The organism is Pseudoruegeria sp. SHC-113 (assembly GCF_025376885.1).
GTDB lineage: Bacteria > Pseudomonadota > Alphaproteobacteria > Rhodobacterales > Rhodobacteraceae > Pseudoruegeria.
In genome coordinates this window covers 1-16,144 of the sequence record NZ_JAHUBR010000005.1, presented here as the reverse complement: position 1 = coordinate 16,144, position 16,144 = coordinate 1, and the positions used below count along the sequence as shown (strand labels likewise).

The window sequence follows — 16,144 nt, the reverse complement described above, 5'->3', positions numbered from 1 at the left end:
CATGACACAAGAGATCATCGTGATCGGCGCGGGCGTTGTGGGCTTGAGCGCGGCGCTGGCCTTGGCGCGCGAGGGCCACAGCGTGACGGTGCTGGACCGCGAAGGCGTGGCCGCCGGGGCCTCGCGCGGGAACGCGGGCGCTTTTGCCTTCACCGACATCATGCCGCTGGCCTCGCCCGGCATCCTGCGCAAGGCGCCGGGCTGGCTGCTCGATCCGCTCGGGCCGCTGGCGATCCCGCCGCGCTACGCGCTGCAGATCACGCCGTGGATGCTGCGCTTCTGGCGCGCAAGCTGGAAGGATCGCCACGACGCCTCCGTCAGCGCGCAGGCCGCGCTGATGGGGCTGGCGCGAGAGGCCACCGAACGCCAGATCGCTGCCACCAAGGGCGAGGCGCTGATCCAGCGTGACGGGCAGTTGCAGCTTTATGAGGGCGAAGCGCAGTACCGCGCGAGCCTGCCCGCCTGGGAGCTGCGCCGCCAGCACGGCATCCGCTACGAGCTGCTCGCCAGCCCCGGCGCGATTGCCGAGATCCAGCCGGGGCTTGATGCGCGCTTCACCCATGCGGGCTTCACGCCGGACTGGATGAACACGCGCGATCCGCTGGCCTGGGTGCAGCATCTGGCGCAAGCCTTCCAGCAGGCGGGCGGGCGCATTGCGCAGGCCAATGTGCAGGCGCTTGAGGCCACGGCGGACGGCGCGACGCTTCGCACCGAGACCGGGCCGATGACGGCGGCGAAGGTGGTTGTGGCCGCCGGGGCGTGGTCCCACCATCTGGCGCGCAGGCTGGGGGATCGCATCCCGCTGGAAACCGAACGCGGCTACAACACCACGCTGCCCGAAGGGGCCTTTGACCTGCGCACGCATCTCACCTTCAGCGGCCATGGTTTCGTGGTGAGCCGGATCAACGGCGGCGTGCGCGTGGGCGGCGCGGTGGAGCTGGGCGGGCTGCAGCTGCCGCCGAACTACCGCCGGGCCGAGGCGCTCCTGCGCCGCGCCAAGCGCTTCCTGCCGGGGCTGCGCACCACGGGCGGCACGCAGTGGATGGGGTTCCGCCCCTCCACGCCCAACACGCTGCCGGTGATCGGCCGCGCCCCGCGCGCGCCGCAGGTGATCTATGCCTTCGGCCACGGCCATCTGGGGCTCACGCAATCGGCGGGAACGGCGGAGCTGGTGGCCGATCTGGTGGCGGGCCGCCCCAGCGCCATCCCGCTTGCGCCTTACCGGCCAGACCGGTTCTGACACGGAGGGGGCGATGCGCAGCAGCAAGGTGATCCATGTGGTTTCGGCCCATGCCGAAGGCGAAGTGGGCGATGTGATCGTCGGCGGCGTGCTGCCGCCCCCGGGAGAGACGCTCTGGGAACAGCGCAGCTTCATCGCCCGCGATCAGACCTTGCGCAATTTCGTGCTGAACGAGCCGCGCGGCGGGGTTTTTCGCCATGTGAACCTTCTGGTGCCGCCCAAACACCCGGACGCGCAGGCGGCTTGGATCATCATGGAGCCCGAGGACACGCCGCCGATGTCGGGCTCCAACGCGATCTGCGTGGCGACGGTGTTGCTAGATACCGGGCTCGTGCCGATGCAGGAGCCCGTAACCGAGATGCTGCTGGAAGCGCCCGGCGGGCTGGTGAAGATCCGCGCCCAATGCCGCGCGGGCAAGGCAGAGCGCATCTTCGTGCAGAATCTGCCGAGCTTCGCCGACAGGCTCGGCGTGGGGCTCGACGTGGCGGGGTTGGGGCGCATCACCGTGGACATCGCTTATGGCGGCGACAGTTTCGTGATGGTGGACGCAGAGGCGCTGGGGTTCGGGATCAAGGAAAGCGAAGCGTGGGAGATCGCGCAGCTGGGGGTGCGGATCACCGAGGCCGCCAACGCGCAGCTCGGCTTTCGCCACCCGGAAAACGCGGGTTGGGATCACATCTCCTTCTGCGCCTTCTGCGGGCCGCTTCAGGAAACGGAGACAGGCTTTGCCACCTCTTCCGCCGTCGCCATCCGCCCCGGCAAGGTAGACCGCTCCCCCACCGGCACGGCTGTTTCAGCACGCATGGCGGTGCTCGCGGCGCGCGGGCAGATGGCGGTGGGCCAAACCCTGGAGGCCCGATCCATCATCGGTTCGCGCTTCATCGGGCGCATCCTTGGGCAGACGCAAGTGGCCGGCCGGCCCGCCATCCTGCCCGAAATCAGCGGGCGCGGCTGGGTGGCGGGCACGCATCAACACATGCTCGACCCTAGCGACCCCTGGCCCGGCGGCTACCGCCTGTCGGACACTTGGGGCGTGTAGGCTCCGCCTCCCACGAGATGTTTGGACGAAAGGTCGCGGCATCACGGGTTTGCGTAGAATTTGCTCTCCAGACGGCGAGGATCCGCAGGCTTTGTTCACATGGCTTCATCGAGCTCAAGCCGCCAGTATCACGGCTGGAGGTAAGCGATTGAACCGTGAGGGATAAGTGCCCGGACTCCCAAAAATCGCACTCTTAACATAATATGTGCAGTACCGGTCTCGGATTGAGAGGCCGAACATAGGGAGGATACTATAATGTCTTTTCGGAAATTGGCGGGCGTTTTCTTGGCCCTTTGCGCGACTACAAGCGTGACCTTCGCACAGGACTGGACGACGTCAAAGCATGGGCCCGAAGACATGGCCGGTGCCTCGAACCTGATGACCAGTGACAAGGCCTTGGAAGCCGTCGCGCTGATCAAGACGGGAACCGTGCTTTCAATTGGACGTGACTACACGGCAGACATGCCGCTGTTCGGTACACGGGTCTTCGCCGTGCGTGGTACACGGGGGCTGGCCGGTGGGCCATTGGGGTCCAACGAGATCATTTGGATGGACGATTTCATCGCTACAGAAATCGGCCAGGTCGGGACTCAGTTCGACGGTTTGAGCCATATCGGCATCGGTGGTGCTCAGCAGATGTTCTACAATGGAACACCGGCAAGCGAGGTTGTGGGCAGCAATGGCACCCGCAAGTTGGGAATTGAACACGTCAAGCCGTTCTTCACCCGTGGTATCGTTCTGGATTTTGTCGCTCTGCGTGGTGCCCCTCTGGAAGCTGGAGATGAGATCACTGTGGCAGATATGGAAGCTGCACTCGCCGCGCAGGGGCTGGATGAGCCGGGCTCAGGTGATGTGGTACTTCTGCATACGGGTTGGGGGCGTCACTGGATCGAGGACAACGCAACCTTCAATTCTGGCGAGCCAGGCATCGGTCTTGAAGCTGCCGCATGGCTGATCGAGCGGGACATCGCAATTGTAGGCGCCGACACCTGGGCCATTGAGGTTCTCCCAAATCCTGACCCAACTGCGGCTTTCCCGGTTCATATGGAACTGATCCCCAAGAATGGCATTTTCATTCATGAGAACATCGCTACCGAGCGTTTGGTTGAAGCTGGTGTGTCTGAATTTGCCTACATTTACTCGCCCGTGCCGATCGCCGGAGCTACCGGCTCTCCGGGCGCGCCATTGGCAGCGTATTGAAGCAACATCACAGAGGCCGGCTCGTTTTGAGCCCGCGCCTCTGTGTGAGCAGTTCAATCCTCGCTTTGCAGACGGTCGCCAATAAACTGAAAGGCAGGCATAGTTCAGGTTATCGCTGATCCTCGAAGGACCATAAAACCGGCTTTTGGGGCGTGCGCGATTGGCTGGCCTCCTCTTCCCCCCACCTCAGGGCTTCTGCAACGCGCGCGGGTGCGCTATTGCCTGTAGGCAGCGGGTTGAATCCAAAATGCAAAAGGGGGTCAGATGGCGGGCAGACGGGCGGTCAACAAGCAGAGCTTGCCGGAGATGATTGCAGAAGACCTGCGCGGGCGCATCCTGAGCGGCGAGCTGGCCGAGGGCGAGCCGATCCGGCAGGAGCTTCTGGCCGAGGAGTACGAGGTCTCCCGCATGCCGGTGCGCGAGGCGCTCAAGCGGCTCAGCGCCGAGGGGCTTGTCCATTGGGAGAACAACCGCGGCGGCACCGTGGTGAAACATTCCCTGCCAGAGATCGCCGAGATCTTCGATTTGCGTGCCCTGATCGAGGGCGATCTGTTCCGCCGCGCCATCCCCGCCATGAGTGCTGCGGATTTCGAGGCCTGCGCGGAGATCCTGCAGAAGATGGAGGAGTCCTACGCCGCCGATGATGTCGCGGCCTGGGGCAAGCTCAACCAGGACTACCACATGGCGCTCTACAAGGCGGGGGAGCGGCCGATGTCGATGGAGATGCTGGAGCGCATCAGCCTGCATTCGGACCGCTACGTGCGCATCCATCTGAGCGTGATGAAGCAGCGCGAGCAGGCGCGGGCCGAGCACCGCAGGCTGCTGGAGCTGGCCCGCGCGGGCGATGTGGAGGGCGGTGTGGCCTTGCTGGCCCAGCACATCGGGCGCACCAAATCCGAATTGTTGCAGATGATCGAAGCCAAGCGCCGCGCCGCCGACTGAATGCGCGGCGGTTGGGCGGGGCAGGGGTTGCCTACGCTCTCAAATTGGATACAATATCCATAAATGAAGAGACTCACCCACCCCCGCGCGAAAAGGCCCCATCCCATGCCCTTCACACCTAACGGAAACCACCTGATCGCCGGCACTTGGGTGTCGGCCCCCGACCGTTTCACCTCCAGACCCGCACATGGGCCAAGCCATAGCTACTCGGTGGGCCGCGCCGCAGACGTGGCCGCAGCGGCAGAGGCTGCAGAAGCCGCCTTCGCCAGCTACAGCGCGCTTCCGGCTGCGGCGCGCGCCGATTTCCTTGACACCATCGCCGCCGAGATCGAGGCCCGTGCCGCCGAAATCACCGAGATCGGCACGCAGGAAACAGGCCTGCCCGCCGCGCGGCTGGAGGGTGAGCGCGGGCGCACCACCGGCCAGCTGCGCCTCTTCGCCAGCCACATTCGCGCGGGCGCCCATCTGGACGCCCGCCACGATCCCGCGCTGCCCGACCGCGCCCCCCTGCCGCGCCCGGATCTGCGCCTGATGCAGCGCCCGGTGGGGCCGGTGGCGGTGTTTGGCGCGTCAAACTTCCCGCTCGCCTTCTCCGTGGCCGGGGGCGACACCGCCGCCGCGCTCGCCGCTGGCTGTCCGGTGATCGTGAAGGGCCATTCCGCCCATCCCGGCACCGGCGAAATCGTGGCCGAGGCGGTTCTGGCGGCCCTCACCGCCTGCGGCATCGCGCCGGGGGTGTTCAGCCTGATTCAGGGGGGGGATCGCAGCGTGGGCGCGGCGCTGGTGCAGCATCCGCGCATCAAGGCGGTGGGCTTCACAGGCTCGCTCACCGGGGGCCGTGCGCTCTTTGATCTCTGCGCCGCGCGGCCCGAGCCCATCCCCTTCTTCGGCGAGCTGGGCTCGGTGAACCCGATGGTCGTGTTGCCCGGCGCGCTGCATGCGCGCGGGGCGGAGATCGCCACTGGCTGGGCGGCCTCGCTCACTCTGGGCGCGGGGCAGTTCTGCACCAATCCCGGCCTCGCGCTTCTGCCCGCGGGGGCAGGGGCGGAGGCCGAGGCCGAGGCCTTTGCGGCCACCACCCGCACCGCCCTCGCACAGACAGGCGCGCAGGTGATGCTCACTGAAGGCATCGCCGCCGCCTATCGCCACGAACAACAGCATCTTGCCGCCATCGAGGGTGTTGAATGCCTGCTGCAGGCGGAAAACCCGCCCCGTCAGGCACGGCCCGCCCTTTACCGCACCAGCGCGCGGCAATGGTTGGAAAATCCGGCGCTGCAGGAGGAGGTCTTCGGCCCGCTGGGCCTGATCGTCACCTGCGAAGATGCGGCGGAGCGGCTGGCCGTCGCCTGCGCGCTGCAAGGCCAGCTGACCTGCACCCTGCAGATGGAGGAGAGCGATCTGCCCGAGGCACGCGCGCTGATGCCGGTGCTCGAGCGCAAGGCGGGCCGGGTGTTGGCCAACGGCTTTCCCACCGGGGTCGAGGTCTGCGACGCGATGGTGCACGGCGGCCCCTATCCGGCCTCCACGAACTTCGGGGCCACCTCCGTGGGCACGCTCTCCATCCGCCGTTTCCTGCGCCCCGTCTGCTACCAGGACATCCCCGCCGCACTGCTGCCGCAAGCCTGAGGCGGCGGCTGAAGGGTGCGCCGGCAGATCACGCCGCTGGTCGATCCTGCGACGCCCGACCGGTCGACCAAAGCGCTGGCCCCGGTCAGAGGCCAGCTGACAGCCAACTAAGCCCTATAATCATGATTATGTTGTATTACCAATGAGGCGCAGCAGCTGCGGGCAGCGCCTCATCTTCCTTTTTCAGGGCCATTTCCGGCCCGACAGGACCCGTTTTGCCCTGTCGCGCTCAGGCGGCGGCAGTGCGCGGGGCGGCGGTCGGGATGTAGTTCAGAACCGGCGCGAGCCAGCGCTCGGCCTCTTCCACATCCATCCCCTTGCGCGCGGCGTAATCCGCCACTTGATCGCGCTCCACCTTGCCGACGCCGAAATAATAGCTCTCCGGGTGGCCGATATAGAGGCCGGACACCGAAGAGCCGGGCCACATAGCCATGCTTTCGGTGAGCGTCACCCCGGTGGCGGCCTCTGCGTCCAGAAGCTTGAACAGGGTGCGCTTCTCGGTGTGATCGGGCTGGGCCGGATAGCCGGGTGCGGGGCGGATGCCCTTGTAGGGCTCGGCGATCAACTCCTGCGGATCAAAACCCTCGTCGGCGCTGTAGCCCCAATGCTCCAGCCGCACGCGCTCGTGCAGCATCTCGGCCATGGCCTCCGCGATGCGGTCCGCCAGCGCCTTCACAAGGATCGCGCCGTAGTTGTCATTGGCCTTGTCCAGCCGCTCGGCAATCGCGATTTCCTCCGGGCCCGCCGTCACGACGAAACCGCCCACGTGATCGGCGCCCTTGCCGTGCGGCGCCACGAAATCCGACAGAGCCACATTCGGGCGGCCGCCGCGTTTGGACGTCTGCTGCCGCAGCGTGTGCAGCGTGGCCAGCTCCTCAGTACGGCTCTCATCGGTGAACAGCCGGATGTCATCGCCCACGGTGTTGGCCGGCCAGAAGCCGATAACAGCACGGGGGGAGAACCATTTCTCAGCAATGATCTTACCAAGCATCTCTTGCGCATCGTCAAAGAGCGCGCGGGCGGCTTCGCCCTGTTTTTCGTCCTCAAGGATCTTCGGATAGACGCCGCGCAGCTCCCATGTCTGGAAGAAGGGCGTCCAGTCGATGTAGCGGGCGATCTCGGCAAGATCCCAATCTTCGATCACCTTTGTGCCGGTGAAACCCGGGGCATGGGGCGCGAAGCCCTCCCAGTCCAGCGTGAGCGCATTGCCACGGGCGGCGGAAAGCGGCAGGCGGTTCTTGGCCTGCTCGCTGCGCTCGTGCTTCTCGGCCACATCGGCATATTCGGCCTGAATGCCCGCCACGTAATCGAGCTTCTGCTCCGGGCTCAGCAGCGCGCCGACAACGCCCACCGCGCGGCTCGCGTCGGTGACGTACACCGCCTGCCCCTTCACGTAGCGCGGTGCGATCTTCACGGCGGTATGGACCTTGGACGTCGTCGCGCCGCCGATTAGCAGCGGGATGTCGAGCCCCTCGCGTTCCATCTCGGCGGCCAGATGCACCATTTCGTCCAGCGATGGCGTGATCAGGCCGGAGAGCCCGATGATGTCCACCTTCTCTTCGCGGGCCACCTCAAGGATCTTCTGCGGCGGCACCATGACGCCGAGATCCACGATCTCGTAGTTGTTGCAGGCCAGCACGACGCCGACGATGTTCTTGCCGATGTCATGCACATCGCCCTTCACCGTGGCCATCAGCACCTTGCCCGCCGATTGCCGCCCCTCGCCGCCGTTCTGGCGCTTCTCTTCTTCCATGTAGGGCAGCAGCACGGCGACGGCCTGTTTCATCACGCGGGCCGATTTCACCACCTGCGGCAGGAACATCTTGCCCGCGCCGAACAGATCGCCGACCACGTTCATCCCGGCCATCAGCGGGCCTTCGATCACATGCAGCGGGCGCTCGGCCTGCTGCCGGGCGGCTTCGGTGTCAGCCTCGATGAACTCGGTGATGCCGTTCACCAGTGCATGTTCCAGCCGCTTTTCCACCGGCCACTCGCGCCAGGCCAGATCGCGCACCTTCTCCTCGCGCTTGTCGCCCTTGAAGCGTTCGGCCACCTCCAAAAGGTTCTCGGTGGCATTGCCGCCATTGGCCGGCGTGCGGTTCAGCACCACGTCTTCGCAGGCCTCGCGCAGGGCCGGGTCGATCTGGTCATAAACCGCCAATTGGCCGGCGTTGACGATGCCCATATCCATCCCCGCCTTGATCGCGTGATAGAGGAACACCGCATGCATCGCCTCGCGCACGGGCTCGTTGCCGCGGAAGGAGAACGACAGGTTCGACACCCCGCCCGAGACATGGGCATGGGGCAGGTTCTGGCGGATCCAGCGGGTGGCCTCGATGAAATCGACGCCGTAATTGTCGTGCTCCTCGATGCCGGTGGCGACGGCAAAGACGTTGGGGTCAAAGATGATGTCTTCCGGCGGGAAGCCCACCTCTTCCACGAGAATGCGGTAGGCACGGGCGCAGATCTCGGTCTTGCGCGCGAAGGTGTCGGCCTGCCCGGCCTCGTCAAAAGCCATCACAACTACGGCCGCGCCATAGGCAAGGCAGAGCCCGGCGTGGTGGCGGAAGGCGTCCTCGCCTTCTTTCAGGCTGACCGAGTTCACCACCGATTTGCCCTGCACACAGTGCAGGCCGGCCTCGATCACCTCCCACTTGGAGCTGTCGATCATGATCGGCACGCGGGCGATATCGGGCTCGGAGGCCACGAGGTTGAGGAACTCGACCATCGCCTGCCGGCTGTCGATCAGCCCTTCATCCATGTTGACGTCGATGATCTGGGCGCCGTTTTCCACCTGGTCGCGCGCCACATCGAGCGCGGTGGCGTAATCGCGGTTCACGATCAGTTTGCGAAAGCGCGCCGAGCCGGTGACATTGGTGCGCTCGCCGACGTTCACGAAGGGAATGTCGGGCGTCAGGACGAAAGGCTCAAGGCCAGAGAGGCGGAGGTAGCGGGTCATTATACGGTCACCTTGCGGGGGGCGAAGGGGGCAACGGCTTGCGCAATTGCGCGGATGTGGTCGGGCGTGGTTCCGCAACAGCCGCCCACGACGTTGACGATCCCGTCGCGTGCGAAATTCGCCACCTGCGCAGCTGTTTGATCCGGGGTTTCGTCATACTGGCCGAAGGCATTAGGCAGGCCGGCGTTCGGATAGGCGCAGGTGAGCGACGTGGCGACGCTGGCGATCTCGGTGATATGGGGGCGCATGGCCTCGGCGCCGAGCGCGCAGTTCAGCCCCACGGTGAAGGGGCGGGCATGGGCGACGGAGTGCCAGAAGGCGGTGGGCGTCTGGCCCGAAAGCGTGCGGCCGGAGGCATCGGTGATCGTGCCCGAGATCATGATCGGCAGCCGCTTGCCCGCGCGGGAGAAGCTCTCGAAGGCGGCAAAGATCGCCGCCTTGGCGTTGAGCGTGTCGAAGATGGTTTCGATCAGGATCAGATCGGAGCCGCCTGTGATGAGGCCATCAATCTGCTGGCCATAGGCGATGCGCAGATCATCGAAGCTGACGGCGCGATAACCGGGATCGTTCACGTCGGGGCTGATCGAGGCGGTGCGGTTCGTCGGGCCAACGGCCCCGGCCACGAAGCGCGGCTTGCCATCTTCCGCGGCGGCGCGATCGGCGGCGCGGCGGGCCACCTGCGCCCCGGCCACGTTCAGATCAAAAACCGCCGCTTCCAGCCCGTAATCGGCCTGCGCGATGGTGGTGGAGGAAAACGTGTTGGTCTCCAGAATATCGGCCCCCGCCATGGCGAAGGTGAACTGGATGTCCTCCACCGCCTTGGGCTGGGTCAGCACCAGAAGATCGTTGTTGCCTTGCTGCGGATGCTCCGGGTGGTAGTGATGCCGGCAGCCGGGGCCGTGGATATGGCCGCCGCCGGTGAAATCCTCTTCCGTCATGCCGAGCGTCTGGATCATCGTGCCCATCGCGCCATCCAGAACGAGGATTCGTTCGGCGGCAAGCGCACGCAGCTGGGCCAGAGCAGGCGTTTCGGGCAGGGCAAAGTTCAGCATGGGGAATCCATCCAGCACAGGTAAGGGCGCGGAGGGGATAGCACCGCGCTAACATGAAGTGAAATGAATGTTTGGCGGGATTATTATGAGCCCCGCTCATAATCTCGCCCTGCCCGCCCCCAGCAAAGCACGAAAACCCACGCTTCAGGAGAATCCTTCTTGACGCAATTGGAACGTTCCAGTAAACCCACTTTTGGAACGTTCCATAGGCGCTCCGGATCGTGAGCGCAAGGAGGTAGCCATGTCCAAAATCGTCCCCGTTGCAGAGGCCGTGGCGCGCATTGCCGATGGGGCTGTTGTGACGGTCTCCTCCTCCTCTGCCCTTGGCTGCCCGGATGCCGTGCTCGCCGCCATCGGCGCGCGCTTCGCCACTGAGGGCCACCCGCAAGCCATCACCGCGCTGCACCCGATTGCCGCCGGCGATGTCTATGGCGTGAAAGGGATGGACCACATCGCGCAGGACGGCCTGCTCGCCCGCGTGCTGGCGGGCTCCTACCCCTCGGGGCCCTCCAGCGTGGAAATGCCCGCGATCTGGAAGATGATCGTGGAGGATCGCGTCGCCGCCTATAACGTGCCCTCCGGCATCCTCTTTGACATGCACCGCGAGGCCGCCGCGCAGCGCCCCGGCGTGCTGACGGAAGTCGGGCTGGACACCTTCGTGGATCCCGAGCGTCAGGGCTGCGCGATGAACGCGCGCGGAGCGGCGGCCCCTATCGTGCGCCGCGTGGCGTTCGACGGCAAAACCTGGCTGCATTTCCCCAATATCCTGCCGGATGTCGCCATATTGCGCGCCACCACCGCCGATGAGCGCGGCAACCTGACTTATGAACACGAGGGCGCCTACCTCGGCGGGCTGGAGCAGGCCATCGCCGCGCGCAACAACGGCGGGCAGGTGATCGCGCAGGTCAAGCGCATCACGGCCAGCGGTTCGCTGCGCCCCCATGATGTGCGCGTGCCGGGCCATCTGGTGGATTGCGTCGTGGTGGACCCCGACCAGAAGCAGACGACCGAAACCCAATATGATCCCGCCATCTCCGGCGAGATCCTGCGCCCCTGGAGCAGCTTCGCGCTGGCCGAGCACGGGGTCGAGAAGGTCATCGCCCGCCGCGCCGCGCTGGAGCTGAAGCGCGGGATGACGGCCAACCTCGGCTTCGGGATCAGCGCCATGGTGCCGCGTATCCTGTTGGAGGAGGGCCACCCGGAAGCAGTGACATGGGCCATCGAACAGGGCGCGGTGGGGGGCATGCCGCTGACCGGTTTCGCCTTCGGCTGCGCCTCTAACGCCGATGCCTTCATGCCCTCGCCGCAGCAGTTCATCTACTTCCAGGGCGCGGGGTTTGACGTTTCCTTCCTCTCCTTCCTCGAAGTGGATGTAGAGGGCAACGTAAACGTCTCCAAACTGGGCAAGAAGCCCTATCTCACCGCGGGCTGCGGCGGCTTCGTGGACATCACGGCAAAGGCGAAAAACATCGTTTTTTCCGGCTGGTTCGAAGCCGGGGCCAAGGTCGGGTTTACGGAAACCGGGCTCAACATCGAGGCACCGGGCAAGTTCACCAAGATGGTGGAGAAGGTGGAGCATGTCACCTTCTCGGGCAAACGGGCGCGGGAGCAGGGGCAGAACGTGCTCTACATCACCGAGCGCTGCGTGATCCGGCTCACCGAAAGTGGGCTTGTCGCTACCGAGATCATGCCGGGCATCGATCCGCAGGCCCATATCGTGGCCGCGAGCGAGGGCCGCGTGCAGGTGGCCGAGAACGCCCGGCGGATGGCAGCCGATCTGCTGGCGCAGGGGCCAATGGGGCTGAGCCTATGAGTTGCGTCACCCTTACCCACACCGGCCCCGTGGCCGTGCTGACGCTGGAGAACGCGCCCAAGCTGAACGCGCTGACAACGGGTATGCTGCAGGAGCTTTCCGCCCATCTGGACGCGCTGGACCGCGCCCCCGATGTGCGCGCCGTGATCCTCACTGGGGCGGGCCCCAAGGCTTTCTGTTGCGGCGCGGATATTTCGGAATGGGGCCAGCTGAGCCCGGCGGAGTTCGCCCGCAGCTGGGTGCGCGACGGCCACCGGATCTTTGACCGGCTGGCGCGGCTCTCCAAACCCACCATCGGCGCTTTGAACGGCCATGCTTTCGGTGGCGGGCTGGAACTGGCCGCCTGCTGCGACATCCGCGTGATCACCCCCCGCGCCACGCTGGCGCTGCCCGAAGGCAAGGTCGGCATCGTGCCGGGCTGGTCCGGCAGCCAGCGGCTGCTGCGCTTGCTGCCCGAGTCGGTGGTGAAGGACATTGCCCTCTTTGGCCGCCGCATCCCGGCGGAGCGCGCGCTTCGCTTCGGCTTCGTGGCCGAGATCGCGGAGGACAGTCTCGCAGCTGCGCAGGCCATCGCGGCGGAGCTTGCCGCCGTTTCGCCCCGCGCCAACGAGATCACCAAGGCGATGATCCACGCCGCCGTCGGCGAGGACCGCGCCGCCGCCATCGAAGCGCTCGGCGGGGCCGCCGCCGGGGCCAGCGCTGATCGCGACGAAGGCGTCGCGGCCTTCCTCTCCAAACGATCACCAGATTTTAGCGGGCAGTAAACGATGAAAGATCTCACCATCAACCGGGCCACGGCCTCCGAATTGCCCCCCGTCTTTGCCGCGCGGCACCTGATCGACGGCGCATGGATCGACGGCGGCGAAAGCTTCGAGCGTGTCTCGCCCTCCCACGATGTGGTCGTCAGCCGCGCGCCCCTCGGCAGTGCAGCAGAAGTTGACGCTGCCGTCTCCGCCGCCCGCCGCTCCTTTGACGCGGGGATCTGGAGTCGTATCTCCGCGAAGGATCGGGCCGCCGTACTGCTGAAGGTCGCCGATCTGATCGAGGCCAATGTCGAGCGCATCGCGGTTCAGGAGACGCTGGAAAGCGGCAAGCCGATCACGCAGGCGCGCGGCGAAGTGGGCGGCGCAGCCGATCTTTGGCGCTACGCCGCCGCGCTGGCGCGCACGGCCCATGGCGACAGCCACAACAGCCTGGGCGAGGATATGCTGGGCGTCGTGGTGAAGGAGCCGATCGGGGTGGTCTCGGTCATCACGCCGTGGAATTTTCCCTTCTGGATCCTGAGCCAGAAACTGCCCTTCGCGCTGGCCGCAGGCTGCACCGTAGTGGTGAAACCTTCGGAAATGACGCCCTCCTCCACCGTGATGCTGGGCGAGCTGCTCATCGAGGCCGGCTTGCCCGCCGGCGTGTGCAACATTGTGCTGGGCTACGGCGATCCCGTGGGCAGCCGGATGACGACCCATGACGCGGTGGACATGGTGACCTTCACCGGCTCCACCGCCGTCGGCAAGCGGATCACGCAGGCCGCTTCCGGCACGCTCAAGAAGGTGGCGCTGGAACTGGGCGGCAAGAACCCGCAGGTGATCCTGCCCGACGCCGATCTGCAAAACGCCGCCGACGCGGTGACCTTCGGTATCTATTTCAACGTCGGCCAGTGCTGCAATTCCTCCAGCCGGATCATAGTGCATGAGGACATTGCGGAAGATTTCGTGGCCCGCGTCGTGGCGCTCTCGCGCAAGGTGCGCTTCGGCGACCCGCTGGACGCAAGCACGCAGGTCGGGGCCATCGTGACGGCGGAGCACGCCTCCAAGATCGACGGCTATGTGCAGGCCGCCTTGGCCGAGGGCGCGCGGCTGGAGCTGGGCGGTGCACCGCTGCGGGTGGAGGGGCTGGGGCCGCAGTTCTACCAGCCCACCGTGATCAGCGGCGTGACGCCCGATATGGCCATCGCGCGCGAGGAGGTCTTCGGCCCGGTGCTCACCGTGCTGACGTTCCGCACGCTGGAGGAGGCCATCGCGCTGACGAATGACTCCGATTACGGCCTCTCGGCCGGGATCTGGAGCAATGACATCCACAGCTGCCTCACCTTCGCGCGCCGCGCGCAGGCGGGCACCGTCTGGACGAACACCTGGATGGACGGCTTCCCTGAACTGGCCTTTGGCGGGGTGAAGCAATCCGGGCAGGGCCGCGAGATCGGCCGCTACGGCTACGAGGAATTCCTGGAGGTGAAATCGGTGGTGATGCGCATCGGGCGCGACAGCCGGGCACCTTGGGTTGCGCAGGGCGAGGCTTGATCGCGCTGCATCGTGAAACGCAGTTAGGGAGGTTAACAATGCGTTCATATCTGAAGACGAAAACGGCCATCGCGGTGGCCCTGTCTGTCACCGCCGGGGCCGCACAGGCCGATGGCCACGGGGTGGAGGTGCTGCACTGGTGGACATCCGGCGGCGAGGCCGCGGCGCTCAACGTGCTGAAAGGGGATCTGGAAGGGCAGGGCATCGGCTGGACGGACATGCCCGTGGCCGGTGGCGGCGGCGAGCAGGCGATGACGGTGCTGCGCGCCCGTGTCACCGCCGGCAATGCCCCCACCGCCGTGCAGGGCCTTGGCTTTGACATTCTCGACTGGGCCAACCAAGGCGCGCTCGCCAACCTCAATGATGTGGCCGCCGCCGAGGGCTGGGATGCCGTCGTGCCCGAGGCGCTGCAGGCCTTTGCCAAGGTCGATGGCGCTTGGGTTTCCGCGCCCGTGAACGTGCATTCCACCAACTGGGTCTGGGCCAACAAGGCGGTGCTGGATGCCAATGGCATCGCCGTGCCTGAAACATGGGAGGAATTCGCCGCCGCGCTTGAGACGCTCAAAGCCGCCGGAGTCACCCCGATCGCCCATGGCGGGCAGGCCTGGCAGGACGCCACGGTGTTTGACGCCGTCGCAATGTCCACCCTCGGGCCGGACGGCTACAAGGCCGCCTTCATCGATCTGGACGCCGAGGTGCTCGGCTCGGACGCGATGAAGGAAGCCTTCGACCGCATGGCCGTGATCCGCGCCAATGTGGATGAGAACTTCTCGGGCCGCGACTGGAACCTCGCCACCGCGATGGTGATCAATGGCGAGGCCGGGTTCCAGATGATGGGCGATTGGGCCAAGGGCGAGTTTTTGAACGCCGGCAAGGCACCAGGCGCGGATTTCCTCTGCTTCCGCTTCCCCGGCACGCAGGATCAGGTCACCTTCAACGCCGATCAGTTCATGATGTTCGATCAGGGCGGCGCGGTGTCCAAGGAACAGGCCGCGCTGGCCTCCGCGATCCTGTCGCCCTCGTTCCAATCCGCCTTCAACGTGGTGAAGGGCTCTGTCCCGGCGCGCACGGATGTATCGGACGAAGCCTTCGACGATTGCGGCAAGAAAGGCATGGCCGATCTCGCTGCGGCGGCTTCCAGCGGCAACCTGTTTGGCTCCATGGCCCACGGCCACGCCAACCCGGCCGCGGTGAAAAATGCCATGTATGACGTGATCACCGCCCACTTCAACGGTGAGTTCGACAGCGCTGAAGCGGTGCTGGAGCTCGTCGATGCCGTGGAAATCGCCCAGTAAGCACTGAGCGATCCTCCCGTGGCGGAGCGGGGTCCTGAGCCGCTCCGCCACACCCTGAACACATCCAAATTGCCTGAAGGGGGGCGCGTGATGGCACAGATGGCCAACGCGGATTTCAAGACGCGGCTGCAGACATGGCTGCCGAAACTGGTGCTCTCGCCGTCGCTGGCCATGGTTCTGGTCTTTGTCTACGGCTTCATCATTTTCTCGGTCTACCTGTCCTTTACCGACAGCCGCCTTCTGCCCTCGTTCGGCTTGGTGGGGTGGGAAAACTACTCCAAGCTCTGGCGACTCAGCCATTGGGAAATCTCGCTCAAGAACATGGGCGTGTTTGCCGCGCTCTACATCTCGATCTGCACGGTGCTGGGCCTTGGGCTGGCGATCTTCCTCGATCAGAAGATCCGCGCCGAAGGGGTGATCCGCACCGTCTACCTCTACCCGATGGCGCTTTCGTTCATCGTCACGGGCACCGCGTGGAAATGGTTCCTCGATCCCGGCATCGGGCTTGAGAACGTGCTGCAGACATGGGGCTGGGAGAGCTTCCAGTTCGACTGGATCAAGAACCGCGATTACGCGATCTACACGGTGGTGCTGGCCGCTGTCTGGCAGACCTCGGGCTTCGTGATGGCGATGTTCCTTGCAGGACTGCGCGGGATCGACAACGAGATCCTGAAGGCCGCGCAG

General features: G+C 65.7%; 12 protein-coding genes. 10 read left to right on the top strand and 2 right to left on the bottom strand.

Going from position 1 to position 16,144, the window contains the following annotated elements; translation table 11 throughout:
• Position 1: 1 nt before the first annotated feature.
• The 5 genes from KVX96_RS18490 (at position 2) to KVX96_RS18470 (ending at position 6,047) form a co-directional block, all read left to right on the top strand.
• On the top strand, positions 2–1,240 hold the full coding sequence (locus KVX96_RS18490) for an NAD(P)/FAD-dependent oxidoreductase (protein ID WP_261196314.1): 1,239 nt from the start codon (positions 2–4) through the stop codon (positions 1,238–1,240).
• Between the two features lie 13 nt (positions 1,241–1,253).
• The gene (locus tag KVX96_RS18485; protein ID WP_261196312.1) at positions 1,254–2,279 is read left to right on the top strand and encodes a trans-3-hydroxy-L-proline dehydratase; all 1,026 of its coding nucleotides are present in this window, start codon (positions 1,254–1,256) and stop codon (positions 2,277–2,279) included.
• Between the two features lie 255 nt (positions 2,280–2,534).
• Positions 2,535–3,479: a cyclase family protein gene (locus tag KVX96_RS18480; RefSeq protein ID WP_261196311.1), complete on the top strand. Its 945-nt coding sequence runs from the start codon at positions 2,535–2,537 to the stop codon at positions 3,477–3,479.
• Between the two features lie 264 nt (positions 3,480–3,743).
• Positions 3,744–4,421: a GntR family transcriptional regulator gene (locus tag KVX96_RS18475; RefSeq protein ID WP_261196310.1), complete on the top strand. Its 678-nt coding sequence runs from the start codon at positions 3,744–3,746 to the stop codon at positions 4,419–4,421.
• A 105-nt stretch (positions 4,422–4,526) separates the two neighbouring features.
• A complete protein-coding gene (locus KVX96_RS18470) occupies positions 4,527–6,047 on the top strand; it encodes an aldehyde dehydrogenase (NADP(+)) (RefSeq protein WP_261196309.1) in 1,521 nt (506 codons plus the stop codon).
• Positions 6,048–6,276: 229 nt separating this feature from the next.
• Here the strand turns inward: KVX96_RS18470 and metH are convergent, their stop codons facing one another.
• Together metH and KVX96_RS18460 are read right to left on the bottom strand one after the other, a co-directional pair.
• Entirely contained in the window at positions 6,277–9,006 is a 2,730-nt protein-coding gene (metH, locus tag KVX96_RS18465) for a methionine synthase (RefSeq protein ID WP_261196308.1), read from the bottom strand.
• Positions 9,006–10,058 (bottom strand): homocysteine S-methyltransferase family protein, encoded by a 1,053-nt coding sequence (locus tag KVX96_RS18460; protein ID WP_261196307.1) that lies wholly within the window; start codon positions 10,056–10,058, stop codon positions 9,006–9,008. Before KVX96_RS18460 ends, metH begins: the two co-directional genes overlap by 1 nt.
• A 241-nt stretch (positions 10,059–10,299) precedes the next feature.
• Between KVX96_RS18460 and KVX96_RS18455 the strand changes: the two genes are divergently transcribed.
• The 5 genes from KVX96_RS18455 to KVX96_RS18435 all read left to right on the top strand — a co-directional run.
• On the top strand, positions 10,300–11,871 hold the full coding sequence (locus KVX96_RS18455) for an acyl CoA:acetate/3-ketoacid CoA transferase (protein WP_261196306.1): 1,572 nt from the start codon (positions 10,300–10,302) through the stop codon (positions 11,869–11,871).
• Complete coding sequence (locus KVX96_RS18450) at positions 11,868–12,635, top strand: enoyl-CoA hydratase/isomerase family protein (protein WP_261196305.1); 768 nt, start codon at positions 11,868–11,870, stop codon at positions 12,633–12,635. Before KVX96_RS18455 ends, KVX96_RS18450 begins: the two co-directional genes overlap by 4 nt.
• A 3-nt stretch (positions 12,636–12,638) precedes the next feature.
• Positions 12,639–14,165, top strand: a complete 1,527-nt coding sequence (locus tag KVX96_RS18445; RefSeq protein WP_261196303.1) for an aldehyde dehydrogenase family protein — start codon at positions 12,639–12,641, stop codon at positions 14,163–14,165.
• Between the two features lie 38 nt (positions 14,166–14,203).
• A complete protein-coding gene (locus tag KVX96_RS18440; RefSeq protein WP_261196300.1) occupies positions 14,204–15,460 on the top strand; it encodes an ABC transporter substrate-binding protein in 1,257 nt (418 codons plus the stop codon).
• Between the two features lie 90 nt (positions 15,461–15,550).
• A partial coding sequence (locus KVX96_RS18435; protein ID WP_261196299.1) for a carbohydrate ABC transporter permease occupies positions 15,551–16,144 on the top strand: 594 nt, incomplete at its 3' end.